The organism is Actinoplanes italicus, assembly GCF_003001815.1.
Taxonomy (GTDB): domain Bacteria; phylum Actinomycetota; class Actinomycetes; order Mycobacteriales; family Micromonosporaceae; genus Actinoplanes; species Actinoplanes italicus.
The window spans coordinates 1-21,515 of sequence record NZ_PVMZ01000008.1 but is presented as its reverse complement, the minus strand read 5'-3'; the positions used below and the strand labels follow the sequence as shown (position 1 = coordinate 21,515).

General features: G+C 70.9%; 15 protein-coding genes. 9 read left to right on the top strand and 6 right to left on the bottom strand.

Translation table 11 applies throughout. The features are described 5' to 3' along the window. The first annotated feature begins 18 nt into the window (after window positions 1-18). Window positions 19-1,236: an MFS transporter gene (locus CLV67_RS20185; RefSeq protein WP_239166713.1), complete on the top strand. Its 1,218-nt coding sequence runs from the start codon at window positions 19-21 to the stop codon at window positions 1,234-1,236. 10 nt (window positions 1,237-1,246) lie between these two features. Here the strand turns inward: CLV67_RS20185 and hisC are convergent, their stop codons facing one another. Together hisC and CLV67_RS20175 are read right to left on the bottom strand one after the other, a co-directional pair. Beyond that, window positions 1,247-2,323, bottom strand: a complete 1,077-nt coding sequence (gene hisC / locus CLV67_RS20180; RefSeq protein WP_106320662.1) for a histidinol-phosphate transaminase — start codon at window positions 2,321-2,323, stop codon at window positions 1,247-1,249. After that, complete coding sequence (locus CLV67_RS20175; protein ID WP_106320660.1) at window positions 2,320-3,309, bottom strand: RDD family protein; 990 nt, start codon at window positions 3,307-3,309, stop codon at window positions 2,320-2,322. The genes hisC and CLV67_RS20175 overlap by 4 nt, the downstream gene beginning before the upstream one ends. A 170-nt stretch (window positions 3,310-3,479) precedes the next feature. Here CLV67_RS20175 and CLV67_RS20170 point away from each other — a divergent pair, with 170 nt between their 5' ends. The 3 genes from CLV67_RS20170 to CLV67_RS20160 all read left to right on the top strand — a co-directional run bounded on the left by CLV67_RS20170 (window position 3,480) and on the right by CLV67_RS20160 (window position 7,049). Next, window positions 3,480-3,965 (top strand): Lrp/AsnC family transcriptional regulator, encoded by a 486-nt coding sequence (locus CLV67_RS20170; RefSeq protein WP_106320659.1) that lies wholly within the window; start codon window positions 3,480-3,482, stop codon window positions 3,963-3,965. Window positions 3,966-4,027: 62 nt separating this feature from the next. After that, window positions 4,028-5,323, top strand: coding sequence for a WD40 repeat domain-containing protein (locus CLV67_RS20165; protein ID WP_106320657.1), 1,296 nt, complete (start codon window positions 4,028-4,030; stop codon window positions 5,321-5,323). 61 nt (window positions 5,324-5,384) lie between these two features. Then, entirely contained in the window at window positions 5,385-7,049 is a 1,665-nt protein-coding gene (locus CLV67_RS20160) for a fumarate hydratase (RefSeq protein ID WP_106320655.1), read from the top strand. 299 nt (window positions 7,050-7,348) lie between these two features. Here CLV67_RS20160 and CLV67_RS20155 read toward each other — a convergent pair whose 3' ends face one another. Beyond that, on the bottom strand, window positions 7,349-7,945 hold the full coding sequence (locus CLV67_RS20155; RefSeq protein ID WP_203737516.1) for a hypothetical protein: 597 nt from the start codon (window positions 7,943-7,945) through the stop codon (window positions 7,349-7,351). Window positions 7,946-8,342: 397 nt separating this feature from the next. Between CLV67_RS20155 and CLV67_RS54265 the strand changes: the two genes are divergently transcribed. The 5 genes from CLV67_RS54265 to rlmB are packed head-to-tail and all read left to right on the top strand — an operon-like array spanning window position 8,343 to window position 18,135. Further along, window positions 8,343-11,222 (top strand): AfsR/SARP family transcriptional regulator, encoded by a 2,880-nt coding sequence (locus CLV67_RS54265; protein ID WP_275414935.1) that lies wholly within the window; start codon window positions 8,343-8,345, stop codon window positions 11,220-11,222. Further along, window positions 11,219-14,182, top strand: coding sequence for an AfsR/SARP family transcriptional regulator (locus tag CLV67_RS20145; protein ID WP_106320651.1), 2,964 nt, complete (start codon window positions 11,219-11,221; stop codon window positions 14,180-14,182). The genes CLV67_RS54265 and CLV67_RS20145 overlap by 4 nt, the downstream gene beginning before the upstream one ends. Next, the gene (locus tag CLV67_RS20140; RefSeq protein ID WP_106320649.1) at window positions 14,172-15,569 is read left to right on the top strand and encodes a class II fumarate hydratase; all 1,398 of its coding nucleotides are present in this window, start codon (window positions 14,172-14,174) and stop codon (window positions 15,567-15,569) included. Before CLV67_RS20145 ends, CLV67_RS20140 begins: the two co-directional genes overlap by 11 nt. 23 nt (window positions 15,570-15,592) lie before the next feature. Beyond that, window positions 15,593-17,008, top strand: coding sequence for a cysteine--tRNA ligase (gene cysS / locus CLV67_RS20135; RefSeq protein ID WP_106320647.1), 1,416 nt, complete (start codon window positions 15,593-15,595; stop codon window positions 17,006-17,008). Further along, the gene (gene rlmB / locus CLV67_RS20130; RefSeq protein ID WP_106320645.1) at window positions 17,008-18,135 is read left to right on the top strand and encodes a 23S rRNA (guanosine(2251)-2'-O)-methyltransferase RlmB; all 1,128 of its coding nucleotides are present in this window, start codon (window positions 17,008-17,010) and stop codon (window positions 18,133-18,135) included. The genes cysS and rlmB overlap by 1 nt, the downstream gene beginning before the upstream one ends. 8 nt (window positions 18,136-18,143) lie before the next feature. Here the strand turns inward: rlmB and CLV67_RS20125 are convergent, their stop codons facing one another. The 3 genes from CLV67_RS20125 to CLV67_RS20115 all read right to left on the bottom strand — a co-directional run bounded on the left by CLV67_RS20125 (window position 18,144) and on the right by CLV67_RS20115 (window position 20,283). Next, the gene (locus tag CLV67_RS20125) at window positions 18,144-19,259 is read right to left on the bottom strand and encodes an outer membrane protein assembly factor BamB family protein (RefSeq protein ID WP_106320643.1); all 1,116 of its coding nucleotides are present in this window, start codon (window positions 19,257-19,259) and stop codon (window positions 18,144-18,146) included. Window positions 19,260-19,380: 121 nt separating this feature from the next. Beyond that, window positions 19,381-19,809 carry a hypothetical protein gene (locus CLV67_RS20120; protein WP_146169235.1) on the bottom strand — a complete coding sequence of 143 codons (429 nt, stop codon included), beginning with the start codon at window positions 19,807-19,809 and terminating at the stop codon, window positions 19,381-19,383. Between the two features lie 84 nt (window positions 19,810-19,893). Beyond that, entirely contained in the window at window positions 19,894-20,283 is a 390-nt protein-coding gene (locus tag CLV67_RS20115) for a hypothetical protein (RefSeq protein ID WP_106320638.1), read from the bottom strand. Window positions 20,284-21,515 lie beyond the last annotated feature (1,232 nt).

Below are 21,515 nucleotides of genomic sequence, written 5' to 3'. Positions count from 1 at the left end.
AGAGTTTATTGTGTGGGGGTGAAGCTCAACCGCCCGGCGCTCGTCGTCCTCGGCACCTCCACCTTCTGCTACGTCGCCGCCGAAACCCTTCCGGTCGGTCTCCTACCGGAGATCGCGGCCGACCTCGACGTCACCGAAGCGCAGGTCGGCCTGCTGCTGACCAGCTACGCCGTGATCGCCGCGGTCAGCACGATCCCGTTGACCGCGCTCACCATGCGGGTGCCCCGGCACACACTGATCGCCGTCACCGTAGCGGTGTTCGCGGTGTCGCAGGCGGCAGCGGCAGTGGCGCCGACGTTCCTCATCCTGATGCTGTCCCGGCTGATCTGCGCTCTTGCGCACGGGGTGTTCTGGTCGGTGATCGCGCCGATCATCCTCCGTCTGGCGCCGCCGGGGCAGGGCGGTCGCGCGACGGCCATGGTCTTCGTCGGGAACTCGCTGGCCATCGTGCTCGGGGTGCCGGCCGGTACGGCCCTCGGTCAGTGGCTCGGCTGGCGGGTCGCGGTCGGTATCTTCGCGGTGGCGGGCGCGATCTGTGTGGCGTTGCTGCTGGCGGTGCTGCCGAAGCTGCCGGCGCTGCCCCGGGACCGGGAGGCGCGGACCGGGCAGCAGATGCGCAACGCGATCGGGATCCTGCGCAACGGGCGGGTCGCCCGGCTCTGCGTGGTCACCACGGTACTGGTGGTGGGGCACTTCGCGGCCTACACCTACATCGCGCCGCTGGTCCGCCGGGACGCCGGGCTGGACGGTGCCGCACTGAGCGCGCTGCTGCTCGGGTACGGCGCGGTCGGCCTGCTGGCCAACTTCGTGGTGCGACGGTTCGTGGACCGGCGGCCCGGGCCACTGGTGATCGGCCTGTCGGCGACCGTGGCGCTCTCGGTGGTGATGCTGGCCCCCGTGCTGGGCCCGGTGCCGACGATCGTCTTCACACTGCTCTGGGGCGGCGCCTTCACGGCCATCCCGGTGTTCCTGTCCACCGCACCGCTACGCGTGGCGCCAACCGCCCGCGACGCCGCCTCGGCCGTCTACGTGGTCGCCTTCCAGATCGGCATCGGCGGCGGTGCCTTCCTCGGCGAGCGGCTGGTCAGCGCCGGCTACCTCGGTACGTTGCCGCTGCTGGCCGGTGCCCTGGCGCTGACCGCCTCGATCATCACCGCGCTGTCCCCGGCGGTCTTCCCGCGCCGGATCACCGCCGAGGACCATCAGAGGGCGGAGGCCGAAGCCGCCGCCCACTGACGGAGCATCTCTACAGAGCCGCCTCGGCTGCGGCCAGGAAAAGGTCGTTCTCCTCGGGGGTGCCGATCGTCACGCGGACGCCCTCGGGGTGGAAGCCACGCACGATGACCCCGCGGTTCTCGCAGGCGGAGGCGAACGCCGCGGTCCGGTCACCGAGTGGCAGCCACACGAAGTTGGCCTGGCTGTCCGGCACGTCGAGCGACAGCTTGCGCAGCGCCTCCGCCACGCGGGTCCGCTCGGCCACGACCAGGGCGCAGCGACGGCGTACCTCATCCTCCTGGTCGAGGGCCGCGAGGGCCGCCGCCTGCGCGACCAGACTGGTGGAGAACGGGGTGACGACCTTACGGACGGCGGACGCGACCTCGGGCTGGGCGACCAGGTAGCCCATCCGCAGGCCGGCCAGGCCCCACGCCTTGCTCATGGTGCGCAGCACGACCACGTTGGCGCGGTCGCCGTACACCTCGACGCCGTCGGGCACGTCAGGGTCGGTGACGAACTCCCTGTACGCCTCGTCGAGCACCACCAGCACGTCGGAGGGCACGTCGGCGAGGAACCGGTCGATCTCCGCCTTGCGCAGGAAGGTGCCGGTCGGGTTGTTCGGGTTGCAGACGAAGACGAGGCGGGTCTGGTCGGTGATCGCCTCGGCGATGGCGGTCAGGTCGTGCCCGTGCGCGGCGGTGTTCGGCACCCGCACGCTGGTGGCGCCGGCCCCGGCCGCGATGATCGGGTACGCCTCGAACGACCGCCACGAGTAGACGACCTCGTCACCGGGCAAACAGGTGGCCTTGACGAGGATCTCGGCCAGTGCCACCGAACCGCAGCCGGTCACGACGCGGGCCGGGGCGACACCGAGCCAGGCGCCGATGCGGTCGCGCAGCTCGACCACGCCCATGTCCGGGTACCGGTGGACCGACCGGACGGCCTCGGTGACCGCCTCGACCACGCCGGGGAGGGGGCCGTACGGCACCTCGTTGCTGGCCAGTTTGACGGCCTCGGCGATGCCCAGCTCACGGGCCAGGTCGGCGACGTTGCGGCCGGGCACGTAGTTGGGCAGCGCATCCAGGTCGGCGCGGGTCAGGCGGGTCATCGGGATCCTCCGGATGGGGTGCTCGGTGGGGTTCCGCCGGGCGGCACGTCGACGACGACGGTGGCCGCCGCCTTGTCATGCCAAGCCTGCCGTAGGCGGGGGTCGAAGGCGGGCGAGAGCGCGAAGACGAACTGGACGATCAGGCCGACGCCGCACCACCAGAAGAGGTTCCAGATGCCGAGCCGGCCCCATCGGGCGAACGCCCGGGCGAAGCCGAGCGGCTCGTTCTTCTCCACCGGGACGACCTTGATCCCCAGGATCCGTTTGCCGAGGGTCTGGCCGCTGCTGGCGATCGCGGGCGCCTCGTAGGCCAGCCAGACGAGCGTGGCGATCATGACCATCGCCACCGACAGCGTCTGCATGCGCTCGGTGACCTGGAGGATCGGCGCGGTGTTGCCGGCCGCCACCTCCTCCATGTAATTGCGGAAGGCCGGCCGGAAGTCCTGCAGGTAGAGGTATCCGAAGTAGCCGTTGACCACGATGTTGAGGATCAGCACCGCGAAGATGTCGATGAGCCGCGCGGTGAGCCGCTTGCCGAGCCCGGCCAGTGCCATGCCGTGCGGCCGGACCTCGGGCAGCGGCATGGGATACGGATAGGGGTAGGGCTGCGCCTGCATGGGCTGTGCCCCGGGATGAGGCTGCCATCCCGGTGGCGGCTGCATGCCGGGCGGCGGCTGCCAGCCCGGCGGCGGTGGCGGCTGAGGCATCCATCCAGGGGGAGGCGGCGGGACCGGTGGGCCGGCGACTGGTGGGCCGGCGACCGGTGGGCCGGCGACCGGTGGGCCTGTGACCGGCTGGGGAAGAGGCTGGGCCGGGGTGGCGGGCACGGGGTCCGGCGCGGGGGGTTCCGGTTCGGCCGCGGGCGGGCCGTCCGGTGGCACGGCGTCCGCCGGGATGGCTTTGCCCAGCCAGCCCTCACCGTCCCAATAGCGCTGGGTACTGGTGTCGGCCGGGTCCTTGTACCAACCCGCGGAAACGGAACTCATGCGCAAACCTTTACCACGACAGCCTGACACTTCCCTGCGCAGCGGTCGCCCGGCGCGAGGGCCTGATCACAGTGTCACAGGTGGCCTGACGGTGACGCAGCCCGCGGTCCTGGGCAACCGTCGCGATCTTCGATGGGCAACGTGTGCAATCGGTGCGGTACGTTCCCCGGGTGAGCGAGCAGAATGTCCAGCTTGATGCGCTCGACGCGCGCCTGATCTCGATGCTGGCGGCCGAGCCGCGGATCGGTGTGCTGGAACTCTCCCGGCGGCTCGCGGTCGCCCGGGGCACCGTGCAGGCGCGGCTCGACAAGCTGACCGCGCGGGGCGCGATCAAGGGCTTCGGGCCCGAGGTCCAACCGGCGGCGATCGGGTTCGGCGTGATGAGTTTCGTGACGCTCGAGATCAGCCAGCGGTACGGCCACGATGCCGTCGCCGAGCATCTGGCCGAGATCCCCGAGGTCCTGGAGGCGCACACGATCACCGGCAGCGGGGACATCCTCTGCCGCATCGTGGCCCGTTCCAACGCCGACCTGCAGCGGGTGATCGATCAGATCGTGGGTTACGAGGGCATCGTCCGGGCGCACACGATCATCGCGCTGGCCGAGTTGATCCCGTACCGGACCGTGCCCCTGGTCCGGGCAGCAAGTCAGGCATAACGCAACGACACGGGCATTCCGCGCTCGACGCTTCCGGGATCGAAGGTCATTACCCTGCCCGCATGGCCTCGGGAGGCGGTTCCTGGAAGGGACTCTGGGTGGTCACCGTCGCCGCGGTGGCCGTCACCGTGCTGGCCACCACCCGGGTGTGGAACCCGTGGCCGCAGGTCTGGTCCTGGATCACCACGAGCGGGCCGGTCGCGCCGGGCACCACCTGGCAGCAGACGCTCGGCGGCACCCCGCAGAGCGTGGCCATCGCCGGGGAGGCGGTGATCGTCGAGTACCGGACGTCGGTCGAGGCCTACGGCCTGACCGCGGCCGTCAAACTCTGGTCCTCCGACGCCGACTGGGCCGCGATCGCGGGCAAGGGCGCGAACGCCGTGGTGGTGACGGGCCGCCTGCTGACCAAGGGCTACCAGGTCCTCGACCCGGCCACCGGGGCGGTACGCCGTGCCGACACGGCCGCCTCGGCGGTGTGGACGTACCAGGACGCGATCGTGGACCTGACCTGCGGTGGGGGCGACGACTGCAAGCTGACCGCCTGGGACCCGCGCTCCGGCTCCCAGCTGTGGAGTGTCGGCACCGGCAGCATCGGCTTCGTCCTGGACGCCGCCAACCCCGATCTGCCGGACACCCGGCGGCTGATCTCCGGCGCGGTGGACGACGACGTGGCCGGGCCGCCGGTGCTGCCCGGCCTGCTCGGGCTGCCGCACGACGGCGAGGTCCGGGTGATCGACACGGCGACCGGGAAGCTGGTGCAGACCCTGCGGCCGGAACGCAACCAGCGGGTCGCGGTGGTCGGCGGGCGGGTCCTCACGGTCACCGGCACGGCTCGGGACGGCACCTGCTACTACGGCGTGGTGGCCGGCAGTCCGCCCGGCGGGCAGAAGGTGTGGGAGCGTGACGGGCTCAACCTGCGGACCGCCGAGAACGGTTCGGCCTGTGAGCAGTCGCGGGATCCGGCGGGTGGCTACAACGTGGTGCTCGGCGTCGACCCGTACGGCCGGGAGGTTCTGATCAACGGGTACGACGGGCGGAACCTCTGGTACGGCGACAAGGAGTCGACCGTGCTGGCCGTCAGCGACACGCACGCGGTGATCGGCAAGGGCGGGTCGGTCCGGGGCTTCTCGTTCACCAAGGACAAGACCGTGTGGAAACAGGACGACCGGGAGAAGGCGGGTGCCGCCCTCACTCCGTACGCCGCGATCGTGGCCTCCAAGGGGCGGGTGACCGCGCTGGCACCTTCAACCGGGGCGGTTCGTGCCGATGTGCGTACCGATGCGAAGGTTTTCGCCGTGGGTTCGAACGGCATGATCCTGGTCTCCGGCCGTGACATGGCCTATCTGCCGTTCGCCTGAAAAGCGGACCGCCGGGGATGGGTTCGCATACCGCCGCCCCGCTGGCCTAGGCTTTCCGCTCATGAGCTCCAGCGTCGATTTCAGGTACTCGCCGCTCCTTCCGACCGGAGACGACCTGACCGAGTACCGCCTGGTCACGGATGAGGGCGTGGATGTCGTCGAAGGCCCGGGCAAACGGCGGTTCCTGACCGTCGAACCGGCCGCGCTCACCCAGCTGACCGCGGAGGCGATGCACGACATCGCCCACTACCTGCGGCCGGCGCACCTGGCGCAGCTGCGCGCCATCATCGACGACCCGAAAGCGTCGCCGAACGACCGGTTCGTCGCGCTGGACCTGCTGCGCAACGCGAACATCGCGGCCGGGGGTGTGCTGCCGATGTGCCAGGACACCGGCACGGCGATCGTGATGGGCAAGCGCGGGCGGCACGTGCTGACCGACGGCCAGGACGAGGCGGCCATCGCGCTCGGCGTCTATCAGGCGTACACCCGGCTCAACCTGCGGTATTCGCAGCTCGCCCCGATCACGATGTGGGACGAGAAGAACACCGGCACCAACCTGCCGGCGCAGATCGAGCTGTACGCCGAGGACCCGGGCGGCCACCCGGACGCGTACAAGTTCCTCTTCATGGCCAAGGGCGGCGGTTCGGCCAACAAGTCGTACCTGTACCAGGAGACGAAGGCGCTGCTCAACCCGCAGCGGATGATGCAGTTCCTGGACGAGAAACTGCGCCTCATCGGGACGTCGGCGTGCCCGCCGTACCACCTCGCCGTGGTCGTCGGCGGTACCAGCGCCGAGCACGCGCTGAAGACCGCGAAGCTTGCCTCCGCGAAGTATCTCGACAACCTGCCGACCTCGGGCACGATGCTCGCGCACGGCTTCCGCGACCTGGAGCTGGAGGCCGCGGTTCTGGAGCTGACCCGCGACTTCGGCATCGGCGCGCAGTTCGGCGGACGTTACTTCTGCCATGACGTACGGGTGATCCGCCTGCCCCGGCACGGCGCCTCCTGCCCGGTCGCGATCGCGGTCTCCTGCTCGGCCGACCGCCAGGCGGTCGCCAAGATCACTCCGTCGGGCGTCTGGCTGGAGCGTCTGGAGACAGACCCGGCCCGCTACCTGCCGGAGGTCGACCTGGAGTCCTCGCCGGTCGTGAACATCGACCTGAACCGTCCGATGGCCGAGATCCGCGAGGAGCTCAGCAAGTACCCGGTCAAGACCCGCCTGTCGCTGAGCGGCCCGCTCGTGGTGGCACGCGACATCGCGCACGCCAAGATCGCCGAGCGGCTCGACGCCGGACAGCCGATGCCCGAGTACATGCGCGATCACGCCGTCTATTACGCCGGGCCGGCCAAGACCCCCGAGGGGTACGCCTCCGGCTCGTTCGGCCCGACCACGGCCGGCCGGATGGACTCCTACGTGGAGAAGTTCCAGGCGGCCGGCGGCTCGATGGTGATGCTGGCCAAGGGCAACCGGTCCAAGCAGGTCACCGACGCGTGCCAGACGTACGGCGGCTTCTACCTCGGTTCGATCGGCGGCCCGGCCGCGCGGCTCGCCCAGGACTGCATCCGGCATGTCGAGGTGCTCGAGTTCCCCGAGCTCGGCATGGAGGCGGTCTGGAAGATCGAGGTCGAGGACTTCCCGGCCTTCATCGTCGTCGACGACAAGGGCAATGACTTCTTCGCCGAGGTCACCCGGCCGAACCCGGTCCTCAACATCGGCCGCCGCTGACGTCACCGGCGCCTACCGCGAAGGTGAACGTGCCGGGGATCCCGGGGCCACCTGCCGCGCCGGTGGCCCGCACCTCGAACCGGTAGCGCACGCCGTTGGTGAGTGTGGTGTCCGGTTTCCAGCGCTTGGCGCCCTCGGAGGTCAGCGCGGCCCCCGACCACTCGGTCCGCTGGTCACGGTGACCGACGGGCCAGAGGGCGAAGGTCGCGGTGACCGCCTCTCAGGCGTTGAGGCCGAAATCGGGGTCGTCGTGAATCCTAGGAGGGGGATACGACAGGAACCGGGACGGCGTGGGCCGGTCACGGGGCGGAGGCGGACACCTCGGGCGACGTGGTGACGGACTCGCTGGGCGCGGCGGACGCGCGGCTCACGGCGCAGTGGCCGACGACCGGGCTGAGCCAGGTGGTGATCTGCTTCTGCAGCGTCTTGTCGAGGTCCTTGGTGGTCTTGATCGCCTCGATGTAGTCGAGGTCCTTGACGCTCGCGTCGATCCGCTGGGCCGAGGTCGCGGCCACCGCCTTGAGCTCCGGGTCCTCCGCGTTCGCGGTCTCCTTGCGGATCTGCGTGCTGATGGCCTTGAGCTCGCCGGCGGCCTGCTTCTCCGCCTTGTCGGCCTCGGCGGTCGCCTTGGCCTCCTTGTAGGCGATCATCTTGCCCAGCGCCTCACCGAAACCCTTGAACTCGGCGTTGAACACCTTGTCCAGGCGGTCGCAGATCAGCACGTTGTCGGCCGAGTAGTCGGGGGCGGCGGCCGAGGGGTCCGGTGCCGCCGCGGCGGACGCGGCGGGGGTGGTGGCGGCCGGCGCGGCGACCTCATCGGTCTTCGGATCGTCGCCGCAGGCGGCACTGGTCAACAGTGCACCGCCCGCGAACACGGCCAGGATGGCGCGTCGCATCGGAGATTCCTCTTCGTCGGGGTCATCCAAACTCAGCCGACGGTACGTAACGAAAGCAGCGACGTCCAACTCTGTGTGATCGTCCCTGATACGAACAGCCCGCTCGCGGCGAACCGCGAGCGGGCTGTACCTCCCCCGTTGAGGCTGGGCCGCCTCGCCACACTCTGGGGGCGCTCTTTGGAAGCATCGGCGGCGAAGCGGCGCTGGGGAGAAGGGTGCCGTAGCGCGCTATCGATTCACTGTCGTTCCGCTCTTGATGCGATCGGTAGGCTTCCCACGCGGCCCACGGGGGGACGGGATGACCACGTTGCGCTATCGAATCCTAGGAACACTCTCAGTAGCTATTGACGAACGCCCGGTAGCGATCACGGCCGGTCGTGACCGCACCATGCTCGCGATGATGCTTCTGCGTCCGCGCCGCATCGTCGGCCTGGGCGAACTCACCGAGGCGGTCTGGGGCGCGTCGCCGCCGCCCACCGTGCGGGGCCAGGTGCAGACGTGCATCTCACGCCTGCGCCGGTTGCTCCCGGCGGACGCCATCATCACCGACCCGGCCGGGTACGGCATCGACGTCGCTCCCGGCGAACTCGACTCGGAACGCTTCCTCGCCCTCGTCGAGGCGGCTCGCTCCGCGCCGGACGCCGGGGCCGCGCGATCCGCGTACCGCGAGGCCCTGGATCTCTGGCGTGGTCCCGCCTGTGCGGAGATCGAGGCGCCGGGGGTACGCCAGGCCGCGGCGATGCTGGACGAACGCCGGGCGACGGCTCTGGAGGACGCGATCGACCTGGAGCTGGAGGCGGGACGGGCCCGGGAGATGCTGGGCGAGCTGGCCGCCCAGGTCGACCGGTTCCCGCTGCGCGAGCGGCTGCGCGGTCAGCTGATGCTCGCGCTGTTCCGGTCGGGGCGGCAGGCCGACGCGCTGGCCGAGTTCCGGCGGGCCCGCGACGTGCTGCACGACGAGCTGGGCATCGAGCCCGGCAAGGAGCTCCAGGACCTGCACCGCGACATCCTGGTGGGCGCGGTGCCCGAGGTCGCGGTGGTGACGCAGGCGGCCCCGGTGCGCGAGGCGCCCGTCCACTGCCTGCCACGGTCGGTCCCGGACTTCACCGGACGCACCGGGCTGGTCGACCGGCTCCTCGCCGAGACGATGGCGACCTCCCGGGGACCGGCGATCGTCGTGATCGACGGGATGGCCGGCAGCGGCAAGACCACGCTCGCACTGCACCTGGCCGCTCTCACCGGCGACGCCTACCCGGACGCGCATCTTTTCGTCGACCTGCAGGGCCATAGCGAACAGGACCCGGTCGACCCGGCCGCGGCGCTGCTCGTACTGCTGCGGCAGCTCGGCCTCGCCGCCGACGGCATCCCGCCCACCCTGGTCGATCGGATCGGGCTGTGGCGTACCGAACTGGCCCGCCGCCGGGCACTGGTGATCTTCGACAATGCCGGCTCCAGCGCGCAGGTCGCCGACCTGCTGCCGACCGCACCCGGCAGCGTCGCACTGGTCACCAGTCGTCGCCGGTTGGCCGGGCTGGACGGCGTGAACCCGCAGTCGTTGCCGGTGCTCGCCGACGACGAGGCGCTGGCGTTGCTGGAGCGGATCGTCGGCGAGCGGGTCCGGGCCGACCCGGAGGCGTCGGCCGAGGTGGTGCGCCGGTGCGGCGGCCTGCCGCTGGCGGTACGCCTGGCCGGGGCCCGGCTGGCACATCGGCCCCGCTGGCGGGTCGCCGACCTGGTGCGCCGGCTCGGTGAGGCGGCACTGCCCGAGCTGGCCATCGAGAACCGGACGGTGGGCAGCGCGTTCGCCCTCTCCTTCGGGCAGCTGTCCGAGCGCACGCAGCGGTTCTTCCAGCTGCTCGGCCTCTACCCGGGCATGTCACTCGACGCACCGGCGGCCGCGGCGCTCAGCGGAGCCCACCTGGACGACGCCCGGGAACTGCTCGACGAACTCGTCGACGTGCACCTGATCGAGGAGCCCGAGCCCGGGGTCTACCGCCTCCACGACCTGCTGCGGGAGTTCGCCGCCGCGCTCGCCGGGCAACTGCCCGGGCCGGAGCGGCAGCAGGCCCTGCTCGGTCTGTTCAACCTGGAGACCTACGCGGCCGTTGCCTCCAGCTTCAGCACGTACCAGCAGTCGATGGGCCGGGAGCTCAAGCACGTGCCACGTCTGCGGCCGGAACTGGTGACCGCGATCGCCGACCCGGTCGCCCGCATCGAACGGCAGCGCCCCGACCTGGTCGCTTTCGTCGATGCGGCGGCCCGGTCCGAGCATCCGCAGTACGCCTGGCTGATTCCACGGGCGACCTGGTTCCAGCTCTTCTACCGCGGCTACACCCAGGACGTGGGTGTGCTGCACGAACGCGGCCTGGCCGCCGCTCGGCGGGCCGATGACGAGACCGCCGTGGCGATGATGGTCAACGGTCTGGCCTCCTACCACTACCGGCGCGGTGAGTACGACACCGCCCGTGAGTACGTGCTGATCTCGGTGCGCACCGCGGAGCGGCAGGGGGATCTCCGGGCCATGGCCAACAAGCTCGGCAACCTGGCCACCCTGGATATCGCCACCAGCAGGTTCGCCGAGGCGGTGCAGACCTCCCGGCGGGCCGGCCGGGTCTCCGCCGTGGGCCGCTCCCGCGCGGTGGGTCTGGCCGCGCTCTTCCAGTTGTCGAACGCCTACCAGCATCTCGGCAACTACCGGGAGGCGCTGCGTCTGGACCGGATCCGCCTGCTCTCGGGCGGGCTCCGGGACACCGCCCAGCAGCATGCCGGATGCCTGCTCAACATCCAGCGGAGCAAGCGGCGGCTCGGACTCGCCTCGGCGCCGGCCGCGCAGCGATACGTCGAGATCGCCCTCAGGCTGGCCCTGCGGGAAGGTATCGCCGTTCTGGAAGCCGAGGCTCGAACCGAACTCGGCACGATCCTGGCCGAGCAGGGTCACTTCGACGCGGCGCTGGTCCAGCACCGGCGGGCGGTGGAGATCGCCGACCGGGTCGGGCAGGCCCAGTACGCGGCCGCACACCTGCACGACTACGCGGTCACCCTGCTGCGCTCGGGAAAGGGAACGGAGGCTTTGGCGATCTTCGAGCGGTCCCTGCGCGTCGCCCGGCAAGCGCGCCAGCCGTACTCCATAGCTCGTGGTCTCGCCGGAATCGGTGACTGCGTCGCCGACGGTGACCCGGATCGGGCCCGGCTGCTCTGGGCCGAGGCGCGGAAGATGTTCGAGGAGATGGGTACGCCCGAACGCTTCGCGATGGCCGAGCGGCTGGGCGATCGATGAGCGAACGGCGTTTCGGTCTGCTCGGGCCGCTGCAGGTGACCGTGGACGGCGAGCCGGTGGCGGTGACCGCCGGCCGTGACCGGGTGGTCCTCGCCGTGCTGCTGCTGAACTCCGGCCGGATCGTCGGGTTCGGCGAGCTTGCCGCGGCCGTCTGGGACGCGGAGCCGCCGGCCACCGCGCGGGGCCAGTTGCAGACGTGCGTGTCGCGGCTGCGCCGGATGTTGCCGGACGACGTGATCCGCACCGATCGGGCCGGCTACGGGATCACCATCGGCCCGGAGGACCTGGACGTGCACGTCTTCCTCCGCCTGGTGGAGGCGGCCCGGTCGGCGCCGGACCCGGAGAGCGCGCGTGTGTCGTACCGCCAGGCTCTGGATCTGTGGCGTGGTCCGGCGTGTGTCGAGATCGACGCCGCGGCGGTGCGTCAGGCCGCGGCGATGCTGGACGAGGCCCGGGCGCTGGCGATCGAGGACGCCATCGATCTGGAGCTCGAGGCGGGACGGGCCCGGGAGTTGCTGGGCGAGCTGACCGCCCAGGTGGACCGGTTCCCGCTGCGGGAGCGGCTGCGCGGGCAGTTCATGCTGGCGTTGTTCCGGTCGGGGCGGCAGGCGGAGGCTCTGGCCGAGTTCCGCCGGGCGCGGGATGTGCTGCGCGACGAGCTGGGCATCGAACCCGGCCGTGAGCTGCAGGAACTTCACCGCGACATGCTGGCCGGATCGGTGGGCCGGGCGGCTCCGGGTCCCGGCACGATCAGATGCCTTCCGCGTACGGTCAGCGACTTCACCGGTCGCGCCGACCAGGTCGAACGGCTGGTCGCCGGAATCAACGCGGCGAGTGCGTCCGGGCCGGTGGTCGCCGTCCTGGACGGGATGGCCGGCAGCGGCAAGACCACGCTCGCCCTGCATCTGGCGACCCTGCTCGGCGACGGGTTCCCGGACGCGCATCTCTTCGTCGACTTGCAGGGCCACAGCGAGCAGGACCCGGTCGACCCGGCGGCGGCGATGCTGATCCTGCTCCGGCAGCTCGGTCTCGGCGCCGATGAGATCCCGGCCGAGCCGATCGAGCGGATCGGGTTCTGGCGTGCCCAGGTGGCCGGCCGGCGCCTGCTGATGATCCTCGACAACGTCGCCACCAGCGCACAGATCGCCGACCTGCTGCCGACCACCCCCGGCAGCCTGGCCCTGGTCACCGGCCGTCGGCGGCTGGCCGGACTGGACGGCATCCAGCTCGAATCGCTGCCGGTCCTCGCCCACGACGAGGCGATGGCCCTGCTGGAACGGATCGTCGGGGACCGGGTGCGTGCGGACCCGGCCGCCTCCGCCGAGGTCGTACGGCGATGCGGTGGCCTGCCGCTGGCGGTGCGCCTGGCCGGTGCCCGGCTCGCACACCGGCCCCGCTGGCGGGTCGCCGACCTGCTGCGCCGCCTCGGCGAGTCGGCGCTGCCCGAACTGGCCGCCGAGGACCGGACCGTGGCCGGCGCGTTCACCCTCACCTACCGGCAGCTGCGCCCACCGGTCCAGCGGGTGTTCCGGCTGCTCGGCGTCCACCCCGTCGCGACCGTCGACGACCTGGCAGTGGCCGCGCTGGCCGGGCTCTCCCTCGACGAGGCCCGGGACGCGCTCGACGAACTGGTCGACGTGCACCTGCTGGAGGAACCCGAACGAGGGCTGTACCGGCTGCACGACCTGATCCGCGAGTACGCCGGGATGCTCGCCGCCGACCTGCCCGCGGCCGACCGGCGCATCGCCCTGGCCGGCGTGCTCGACCTGCAGCTGCACGCGCTGGTCGCGGCGGTCGCGACGAGCCATCGCGACGTACTGGACCGTGACCTCGGATGGCCGCGCCCGCACCGGCCCGACCTGCTGGCGGCGCTCGAGGATCCGCACGCGCGCCTGGAACGGGAGAGGTCCGGTCTGCCGGCCTTCGTCGACGCGGCCGCGGCGGCCGGATACCCCGCCTACGCCTGGCGGATCCCGCGAGCGGCCTGGCAGCCGCTCTACTACCGCGGCTACATGGACGACATCCGTGAGCTGCACCAGCGGGCCATGGACCGGGTCGGGTCGTCCGGGGACCACGCGGCGGTCGCCACCATCGCCAACTACCTGGCCTCCTCGTACGCCCGCGGCGGCGAGCACACCCCGGCCGAGGAGTACCTGCTGCTCGCCATCCGGCTGCGTGAGGAACTCGGCGAGCTGGGCGCGGTCGCCACCAGCTACGGCAACCTGGGCACTCTCTACCAGTCGCAGGGCCGGTTCGCCGAGGCCATCGACGCGATCCACACCTCTCTGCGGATCGTCGCCCGGCGCCCGATGCGCAGCTCGTCGGCCGGCCCGCTGTCCACCCTGTCCGAGGTGCTCGGCCGCCTCGGACGCTACGACGAGGCGCTCCACTACGCCCGGCGGCTGCTGATGGCGGTGACCGAGCACCGCGAGGACGGCCCGCTGGCCGTGGTCCTGCTGCTGTTGCAGCGGCTCAAGTACGAGCACGGCCTGACCGGGCCGGACACCGCGCAACGGTACGTGGAACTGGCGTACCGCCTCGCGGTCCGTGGCGGTTCCCGATCCGTCGTGGCGGACGCCCACAACGACCGGGCCCGGCTGTTCCGCGACACCGGCCGGTACGTCGAGGCGTTCACCGAGCACCGCAGGGCGCTGGACATCGCGATCAGGCTGCGCGACACCCGGCACGAGTCCGAGTTCAGCCACGAGCTCGCCACCACCCTGCGCCGCGCCGGGGACCTCGCCGCGGCCCGGGAGATGTACGGGCGGTCGCTGCGGCTCGCGGTGGCGGGGCAGATGGCGTACTCGATCGCCCGCGCCCAGGCCGGGCTGGCCGCCTGCCTGCCCCCGGACGATCCGGAGGCGGTGACCCTCCGGGCCCGCGCGGGTGAGCTGTTCCGCCGGATCGGGATCGACTGCGATCCGGCGGACGTCGAGAGAGGATGGTCCGGTGACGACTGACGAGAGTGGTTTCCGGATCGAACGCGACACCATGGGCGAGGTACGGGTGCCGGCCGCCGCGCTGTGGCGCGCGCAGACACAGCGGGCGGTCGAGAACTTCCCGCTCTCCGGCCGCGGCCTGGAGCCGTCCCACATCCGGGCGCTGGCCCGGATCAAGGGGGCCGCCGCGCGGGTCAACGCGAACCTCGGTGTGCTGGAGAAGGACCTGGCCGAGTCGATCGCGACCGCGGCCGCGCACGTGGCCGGCGGCGGTTACGACGACCAGTTCCCGGTCGACGTCTTCCAGACCGGCTCGGGCACCTCGTCGAACATGAACGCCAACGAGGTCATCGCCACGCTGGCCAGTCGCGATCTGGGCCGGCCGGTGCACCCGAACGACCACGTCAACGCGTCGCAGTCGTCCAACGACGTCTTCCCGTCGTCGATCCATCTGGCCGCCGTCGAGACGGTGACCACCGACCTGATCCCGGCCCTCGCGCACCTGGCGACCGTGCTCAGCGCGAAGTCCGCCGACTTCTCGACGATCGTCAAGAGCGGTCGCACGCATCTCATGGATGCCACCCCGGTCACTCTGGGGCAGGAATTCTCCGGGTACGCCCGGCAGGTCACCAACGGTGTCGAGCGCCTCCAGGCCACCCTGCCCCGGCTCGGTGAGCTGCCGCTCGGCGGCACCGCGGTCGGCACCGGCGTGAACACCCCGCCCGGTTTCGCGCCCGCGGTGATCCGCCTGCTGGCCGAGGAGACCGGCCTGCCGCTGACCGAGACCCGTGACCACTTCGAGGCACAGGGCGCCCGCGACGCGCTGGTCGAGGTGTCCGGGCAGCTCCGGGTGGTGGCCGCCGGCCTTTACAAGATCGCCAATGACATCCGCTGGATGGGTTCCGGGCCCCGGGCCGGCCTGCGTGAGCTGCGCCTGCCCGACCTGCAGCCGGGCTCGTCGATCATGCCGGGCAAGGTGAACCCGGTCGTCCCCGAGGCGGTTCGCCAGGTCGCCGCCCAGGTCATCGGCAACGACGCCACGGTCGCCTTCGCCGGCACCCAGGGCGACTTCGAGCTCAACGTGATGCTGCCGGTGATGGCCCGCAACGTACTCGAGTCGATCCGTCTGCTGGCCGCGGTGTCCCGGCTCCTCGCCGACCGCTGCGTGGCCGGTCTCGAGGCGGACGAGGAGGTCACCCGCGGTTACGCGGAGGGCTCGCCGTCGATCGTCACCCCGCTCAACCGCTATCTCGGGTACGACGAGGCGGCCGCGATCGCCAAGCAGGCGCTCGCCACCGGTCGCACCATCCGCGAGGTCGTGATCGAGCGTGGGCACGTCGCGAACGGGACCGTGACCGAGGCTCAACTGGACGAGGCACTCGACGTGCTCCGGATGACGCGTCCCTGAGGACAGGCCGGTACCCTTGTACGGTGACTCTGCGCTTGTACGACACCGCGACCCGATCGGTCCGGGACTTCGTCCCGATGACGCCCGGTCAGGTGGGGATCTACCTGTGTGGTGTCACCGTGCAGTCCTCGCCCCACATCGGTCACCTTCGCTCCGCCGTCAACTACGACGTGCTGCGCCGCTGGCTGCTGCACACCGGGCTCGAGGTCAACTTCGTCCGCAACGTCACCGACGTCGACGACAAGATCCTCCAGAAGTCGCTGGACCACGGCAGGCCATGGTGGGCGATCGCCTACGAGAACCGGCTCCTGCTCGACCGGGACTACTCGGCGCTCAACGTGCTGGCGCCCACCTACGAGCCGCTGGCCACCGGGCACATCACCGAGATGCACGAGCTGATCGCGTCACTGATCGAGCGCGGGCACGCCTATCCGGCCGGTGGTGACTGCGCCGACGTCTACTTCGACGTGCGCTCCTTCGCCGAGTACGGCGCTCTCTCCGGCCAGCGCCCGGACGACATGCGCGAGGCCGGTGACGCCCCGGTCCGCGACAAGCGCGACCACCGCGACTTCGCCCTGTGGAAGGGCGAGAAGACGGACGAGCCGCAGGACGCCTACTGGCCGTCACCCTGGGGCCGCGGCCGTCCCGGCTGGCACATCGAGTGCTCGGCGATGGCCCGGCGCTACCTCGGCGACGAGTTCGACATCCACGGCGGCGGCCTCGACCTGACGTTCCCGCACCACGAGAACGAGGTGGCGCAGTCCAAGGCGGCCGGTCTCGGGTTCGCCCGGTTCTGGGTGCACCACGCCCTGCTCAACCTCGGCGACTCGAAGATGAGCAAGTCGCTGGGCAACGTGATCGACCTGACCTCGCTCGTCGAGTCCGGCATCCGGCCGGTCGAGCTGCGCTACTACCTGGGCAGCCCGCACTACCGCTCCCGGATCGACTACTCCGACGAGGCGCTGCGGGAGGCCGCTGTCGCGTACAGGCGGATCGAGGGCTTCGTGCAACGGGCCGCCGAGGTCGTCGGGCAGGGCCGGCCCAAGCAGGTGCCGCCGGCCTTCGCCGACGCGATGAACGACGACCTGAACACGTCGGCGGCGCTGGCGATCGTCCACGACACCGTGCGGGAGGGCAACACCGCCCTGACCGCTGGTGACGAGGCCGCCATCCGGGGCGCGCTCACTGCGGTCCGGGCCATGCTGGGCGTGCTCGGCCTCGACCCCTTCGACGAGAAGTGGGGCGGCGGCGAGGGCGGCAACGACCTCAAGCCGGTGGTCGACGGGCTGGTGGCGCTGGCGCTGGAGCAGCGGGCGCAGGCCCGTGCACGTAAGGACTGGGCGGCCGCCGACTCGGTGCGCGACCAGCTCAAGAACGCGGGTATTCAGGTGGAGGACACTCCGGCCGGGCCGCGATGGACGGTAGGAGAACAGCACTGATGCCGGGCAATTCATTCAACGCGAGCAAGCGTACGACCTCGAAGAAGGGCGCCGCGGCAGGTTCCGGTGGCAAGAACCGCGCCGGTCTCAAGGGCCGGGGCAAGACCCTGCCCGCCGACGAGCGACCCTGGCACAAGGGCTACTCGGGCACCGAGAAACTGCCCGAGAAGACCGCCCGTAAGCAGGACAAGGAGCGCCGGGCCGCGGCCGCCGAGGGCCGCGCGCCCAAGGTCGGCATGCCCGGCACCAAGGACACCACCTGGGGCCGCAGCGGTGGCCGCGCTCCCGGGATCACCCGCACCCAGACGACTCGCGGGGGTGTCCGCGGTGGAGGGCCCCGCGGTCCGCGGATCGCTCCGGGCCGCCGGTCCAACCCCACCAAAGAGGGTCCCGAGCTGCTGCTCGGCCGCAACCCGGTGGTCGAGGCGCTGCGGGCGCTGGTGCCGGCCACCGCGCTCTACGTGGCGCAGGGCCTCGACATCGACGACCGGGTCACCGAGATCGTCCGGACCTCAGGCGACCGGGGCATCCCGATCCTGGAGATCAGCCGCAACGAGCTCGACCGGATGACCGGCGGCGTGCTGCACCAGGGTGTCGGCCTGCAGGTGCCGCCGTTCGCCTACGAGGACTTCGACGACCTCGTGGCCGCCGCGCTGGAGCAGACCGCCCCGCTGCTGGTCGCGCTCGACGGCATCACCGACCCGCGCAACCTGGGCGCGGTGATCCGGTCGGTGGCCGCGTTCGGCGGGCACGGCGTCTTCATGACCGAGCGGCGTGCCGCCGGGATCACCGCGACCGCCTGGCGCACCAGCGCCGGCGCGGCCGCCCGGGTCCCGGTGTCGCAGGTGGTCAACCTGACCCGGGCCGTCAAGTCGGCACAGAAGGCCGGATTCACCGCGATCGGCCTCGACGCCGACGGCGAGACCGACCTCTACCAGCTCGAAGCCGCGGTCGGCCCGCTGCTCGTGGTCGTCGGCTCCGAGGGCCGCGGTCTGTCCCGCCTGGTCGGCGAGACGTGTGACCTGCGGGTGAGCATCCCGATGGCCTCCGACGTCGAGTCGCTGAACGCCAGCGTGGCGGCAGCGGTCACTCTCGCCGAGGTGAGCCGCCGCCGCCTGTACGGCTGAGAGGTTCGTCAGAAGTAGGCGCGCAGGCGGTTGCCGTCCGTGAGGAAGAGGCGGCCGCCTGCCACCGTCGGCGGGTAATTCTCGCTGCTCGGCATACCACCCTTCTTCGCCTGCCCGGTCACGGCGTCGACGATCGACAGCGGGTGGCCCATGCCGCTCGGGCTGTACAGCAGGCGACCGGCCCGGACCGGCTGCCCGGCGGTGTCCGGCAGATGCACCGACCAGAGTTTCCTGCCGGTCGTCGCGTCCAGGCAGATCGTGCTGCGGTACCGCGGGAAGTACACACGCTGGTCGTCGACGGTGACCGAGCGCGCCGGCCAGGTCGACTGCCAGGCCACGTTGCCGTTGGCCGAGTCGATCGCGGTGAGCCCGCCGTTGCGGCCACCGATGTAGAACCGCGAGCCGCTCGGGTTGCTGCCCACGGCGTACCAGTCCTCCGGCGTACGCCAGATGGTCGTCCCGGTCTTGACGTCGACCGCCCGGGAACCTTCGCCCGCGGTACGCAGCAGGATCCGCCCCTGCGCCGACAGAAGGCCGTCCCCTCGGGTGCCGAACAGTTTCCACATCCGGGCGCCGGTGCCGAGCCGGTGGGCGACCGTGGACGTCTCGAAGTCGGGGCGGGTGTCGACCACGATCACTCCACGGTCGACGATCATGTCCTGGGTGGGTGCGCCGAGCGCGATCTCCCAGATCCGCTGGCCGGTGGTGGCCCGATAGGCGGTCAGGTAGCTGTGCTGGTTGTCGCAGGCGTAGGTGAGGGTGGCCAGGATGCCTTCGGAGACGGCCATCCTGGTGACGCCGCGCCGCGGGAGGTTCACGTGCCAGCGGCGGGCGCCGGTCGCCGGGTCGTAGGCGCCGATGCCGCCGGGATCGCTGGTGTAGATCCGACCGTTCCCGGCGAGGGGTTCCCGCCCGACCTCGCATTCCGGGGCGCCGTGGGTGGGGATCTCCCAGCGCTGCCCGACGGCGTCGATCGATTCCGGGGTGAGTCCCTCCTCGTGCGGGTTGTAGTAGGTCAGGCCCGGCCCGTATCCGGTCTGGGTCCAATCCGAGGTGGGAACCGTTGTGGGTGGGGCGGGCAGACTGAGGGTTGCGCTCAGAGCGGCTGTCAGAAAGAGGTTCACACAAGATCAACGACTGGGGGCGGGATCGATGATGCGGTGAGCTTTCTCCGCCGTCCGACCGCGTTCCAGGGCTTCTCCGCCGCCTGATGGGGAAGCGGAGAAGCCCCGGGTGTGCTGGATGTCAGCGGTTTGCCGCCGGAGTGAAGACGTCGCAGTCGCGGCCCCGTTCGGCACGGGCGACCGTGGAGCCCGTGCACAGGCGTACCTCCGGCTGAGAGCCGCCCCACAGGAACTCGGACCGGGCCGAGAAGCCGGTCTTGCCGCGGCCGCACAGGCTGTTCAGGGTGCGCCACTCGATGCCGTCGGCCGGGCCGTTGTAGGCGATCTGCACGACGGCGCAGCGGGCGCGGCCGTTCACGGCCAGCGTGCCGTTGACCGCGACCGGCGGAACCGGCCGCTCCGGAATGCTCATCATCCGGTCGTAGGTGCCGTAGGCGGTGGCCCGGCCGGCGGACAATTCAAAGGTGTTGTCCGCGGCGAGAGCCGGTGTGGCGGCCATGACGACGGCCGCACCGGCGCCGACGATAATCGCCGTGATTCGATTTTTCACAGGATGCTCCTCAATTGTGTCAAGGGCGCACGGAAGCTGTCGTGTCATTTGTCGAACGACAGCTTTGCGAAATGGTTGTTCAGATCAGCGCACAAGCAGCGTGTAACTCGGCACGAATCCGGTCCGGCAGCGGAACGACGCCCAGGCCTTACGGGCGACGCCGTCGGCGCCGACCTTCCGGCACTCCGACTGCGGGTCGGCCACCTGGTTGAAGGCGGCCGTGTACACGACGGTCTCCTCCTCCAGCGGCGCGGTGCGCGTCTGGTAGCTGACCAGGAGATCGTCACCGGCGAAGCCGGAACGGACGGCGTAGGCCCGGAAGATCCCGGCTTCCATCCCGGACTGTCCGATGACCGCGGCGCGGCCGAAACCGTAGGTGCCCAGCAGCCCGACGGCGGCCCGAGCCGGGGCGGCCTGGGCGGCGGCCGGGGTGAGCACGGCCGCGACGATGCCGGCGACAATGGCGCCACGCATGATGGAACGCAATTCGGTTTCCTTTCCACAAAGCCCGGGGGTCTCCCGCGACATGATGGGGCGATCGAGTGACAAGGGTCGTGACCCGCCACTCGCATCACCGAACATACATGACCGCTTCCGATGGTCGAGAGATTGGGTGAAGGTCATTTTCGCGCGTTCGTATTGTTCGCGACTCTGTTGTTTTTGCCCGCCATTTCAGCGCCGAAAAAGACGTGTCCCGCCGTTCGGCGGGGGTGTGGATCCGCCGAACGGCGGGTATCTCGCTGAAATACGCGATCGACGGTCATGCGGCCGCGCCGATGATGCTGACCATCGCCGGGTGCCTCGTCCTGGTGCTGGTCGTGGGTGTTCCCTTGGCGATCAGACGAGGACGTCTCCAGAGAGCTTTCGCCGTCGGGGTTTCCGGCCCGTCGGCCGCATCCGTCTGGGCCGTGGTGGCGTTCGGTCGGCTGATGGCCTGGCGTTACGGTCGTGGGCTCCGGGGTGGCGGGGGTCGGTTACCGCCGCTGACGGGTGCTGGACGATCAACTACGGCCGTTTTTGGAGCCGGGCTCCGGGATATCGCTGCCTCCGGCCCGGTGAAGGGTTCGCCGCCCACGGCTGGGCGATCAGGCGGTCCGGGGAAGGCTTCGCCGCCCAGGGCTGGGCGATCAACAGCCCGGGGAAGGGTTCGCCGGGCACGGCTGGGCGATCAGGCGGCCTGGGGACGGGCTGTCCCCACCGGCCTCAGACCCTGACCGTAAAAGGTGTCTAGAGAGCTTTCGCAGTCGAGGTCCAGCTCACCAGCCCCATCTCAGCCCTCGAATCCAGCTGACATGACGTGGCTTGGCTACGGCTGGGGCACACACCCAGGCTTTGCGTGTGCTCCTGACGTCGTTGGCAACAACGGTGGGGTCCCACGTTGCGGGTCCGTGGACGCCTGCCGTCGTCGTCGCGGCGGCGAGGTCGCGCGCAACGGCTGCGTGTGATCGCGCCGCCGCACCACCGGCCCTCCACGGCGGCGCTCTCCGGAGCGCCGGATCGGGCCGCGCTATTAAGGCCGGTCAAGCGATCCCGTTGCCCTCCGTTGCCGGCCGGCTTCCACGGCTGAGCTACGGCTGGCGGGCCGCACCCTGATCGCGAAGGCTCTCTAGATGTACTGGCCACGGACGTTGGTAACGCTGCGGAAGTCCTGAAATAGGCGAGGACCTCCGGGTGAGGTGGAGCTGTCTAAGGTTCCGTTTCACCCG

Excerpts from the sequence above, each read along its gene's own strand:
- CLV67_RS20145 (WP_106320651.1), top strand. The coding sequence starts at position 11,219 with ATGAGCGAACGGCGTTTCGGTCTGCTCGGGCCGCTGCAGGTGACCGTG.
- CLV67_RS20115 (WP_106320638.1), bottom strand. The coding sequence starts at position 20,283 with ATGCGTGGCGCCATTGTCGCCGGCATCGTCGCGGCCGTGCTCACCCCG.
- CLV67_RS20160 (WP_106320655.1), top strand. The coding sequence starts at position 5,385 with ATGAGCTCCAGCGTCGATTTCAGGTACTCGCCGCTCCTTCCGACCGGA.
- rlmB (WP_106320645.1), top strand. The coding sequence starts at position 17,008 with ATGCCGGGCAATTCATTCAACGCGAGCAAGCGTACGACCTCGAAGAAG.
- hisC (WP_106320662.1), bottom strand. The coding sequence starts at position 2,323 with ATGACCCGCCTGACCCGCGCCGACCTGGATGCGCTGCCCAACTACGTG.
- CLV67_RS20175 (WP_106320660.1), bottom strand. The coding sequence starts at position 3,309 with ATGAGTTCCGTTTCCGCGGGTTGGTACAAGGACCCGGCCGACACCAGT.
- CLV67_RS20165 (WP_106320657.1), top strand. The coding sequence starts at position 4,028 with ATGGCCTCGGGAGGCGGTTCCTGGAAGGGACTCTGGGTGGTCACCGTC.
- CLV67_RS20155 (WP_203737516.1), bottom strand. The coding sequence starts at position 7,945 with ATGCGACGCGCCATCCTGGCCGTGTTCGCGGGCGGTGCACTGTTGACC.
- CLV67_RS54265 (WP_275414935.1), top strand. The coding sequence starts at position 8,343 with ATGATGCTTCTGCGTCCGCGCCGCATCGTCGGCCTGGGCGAACTCACC.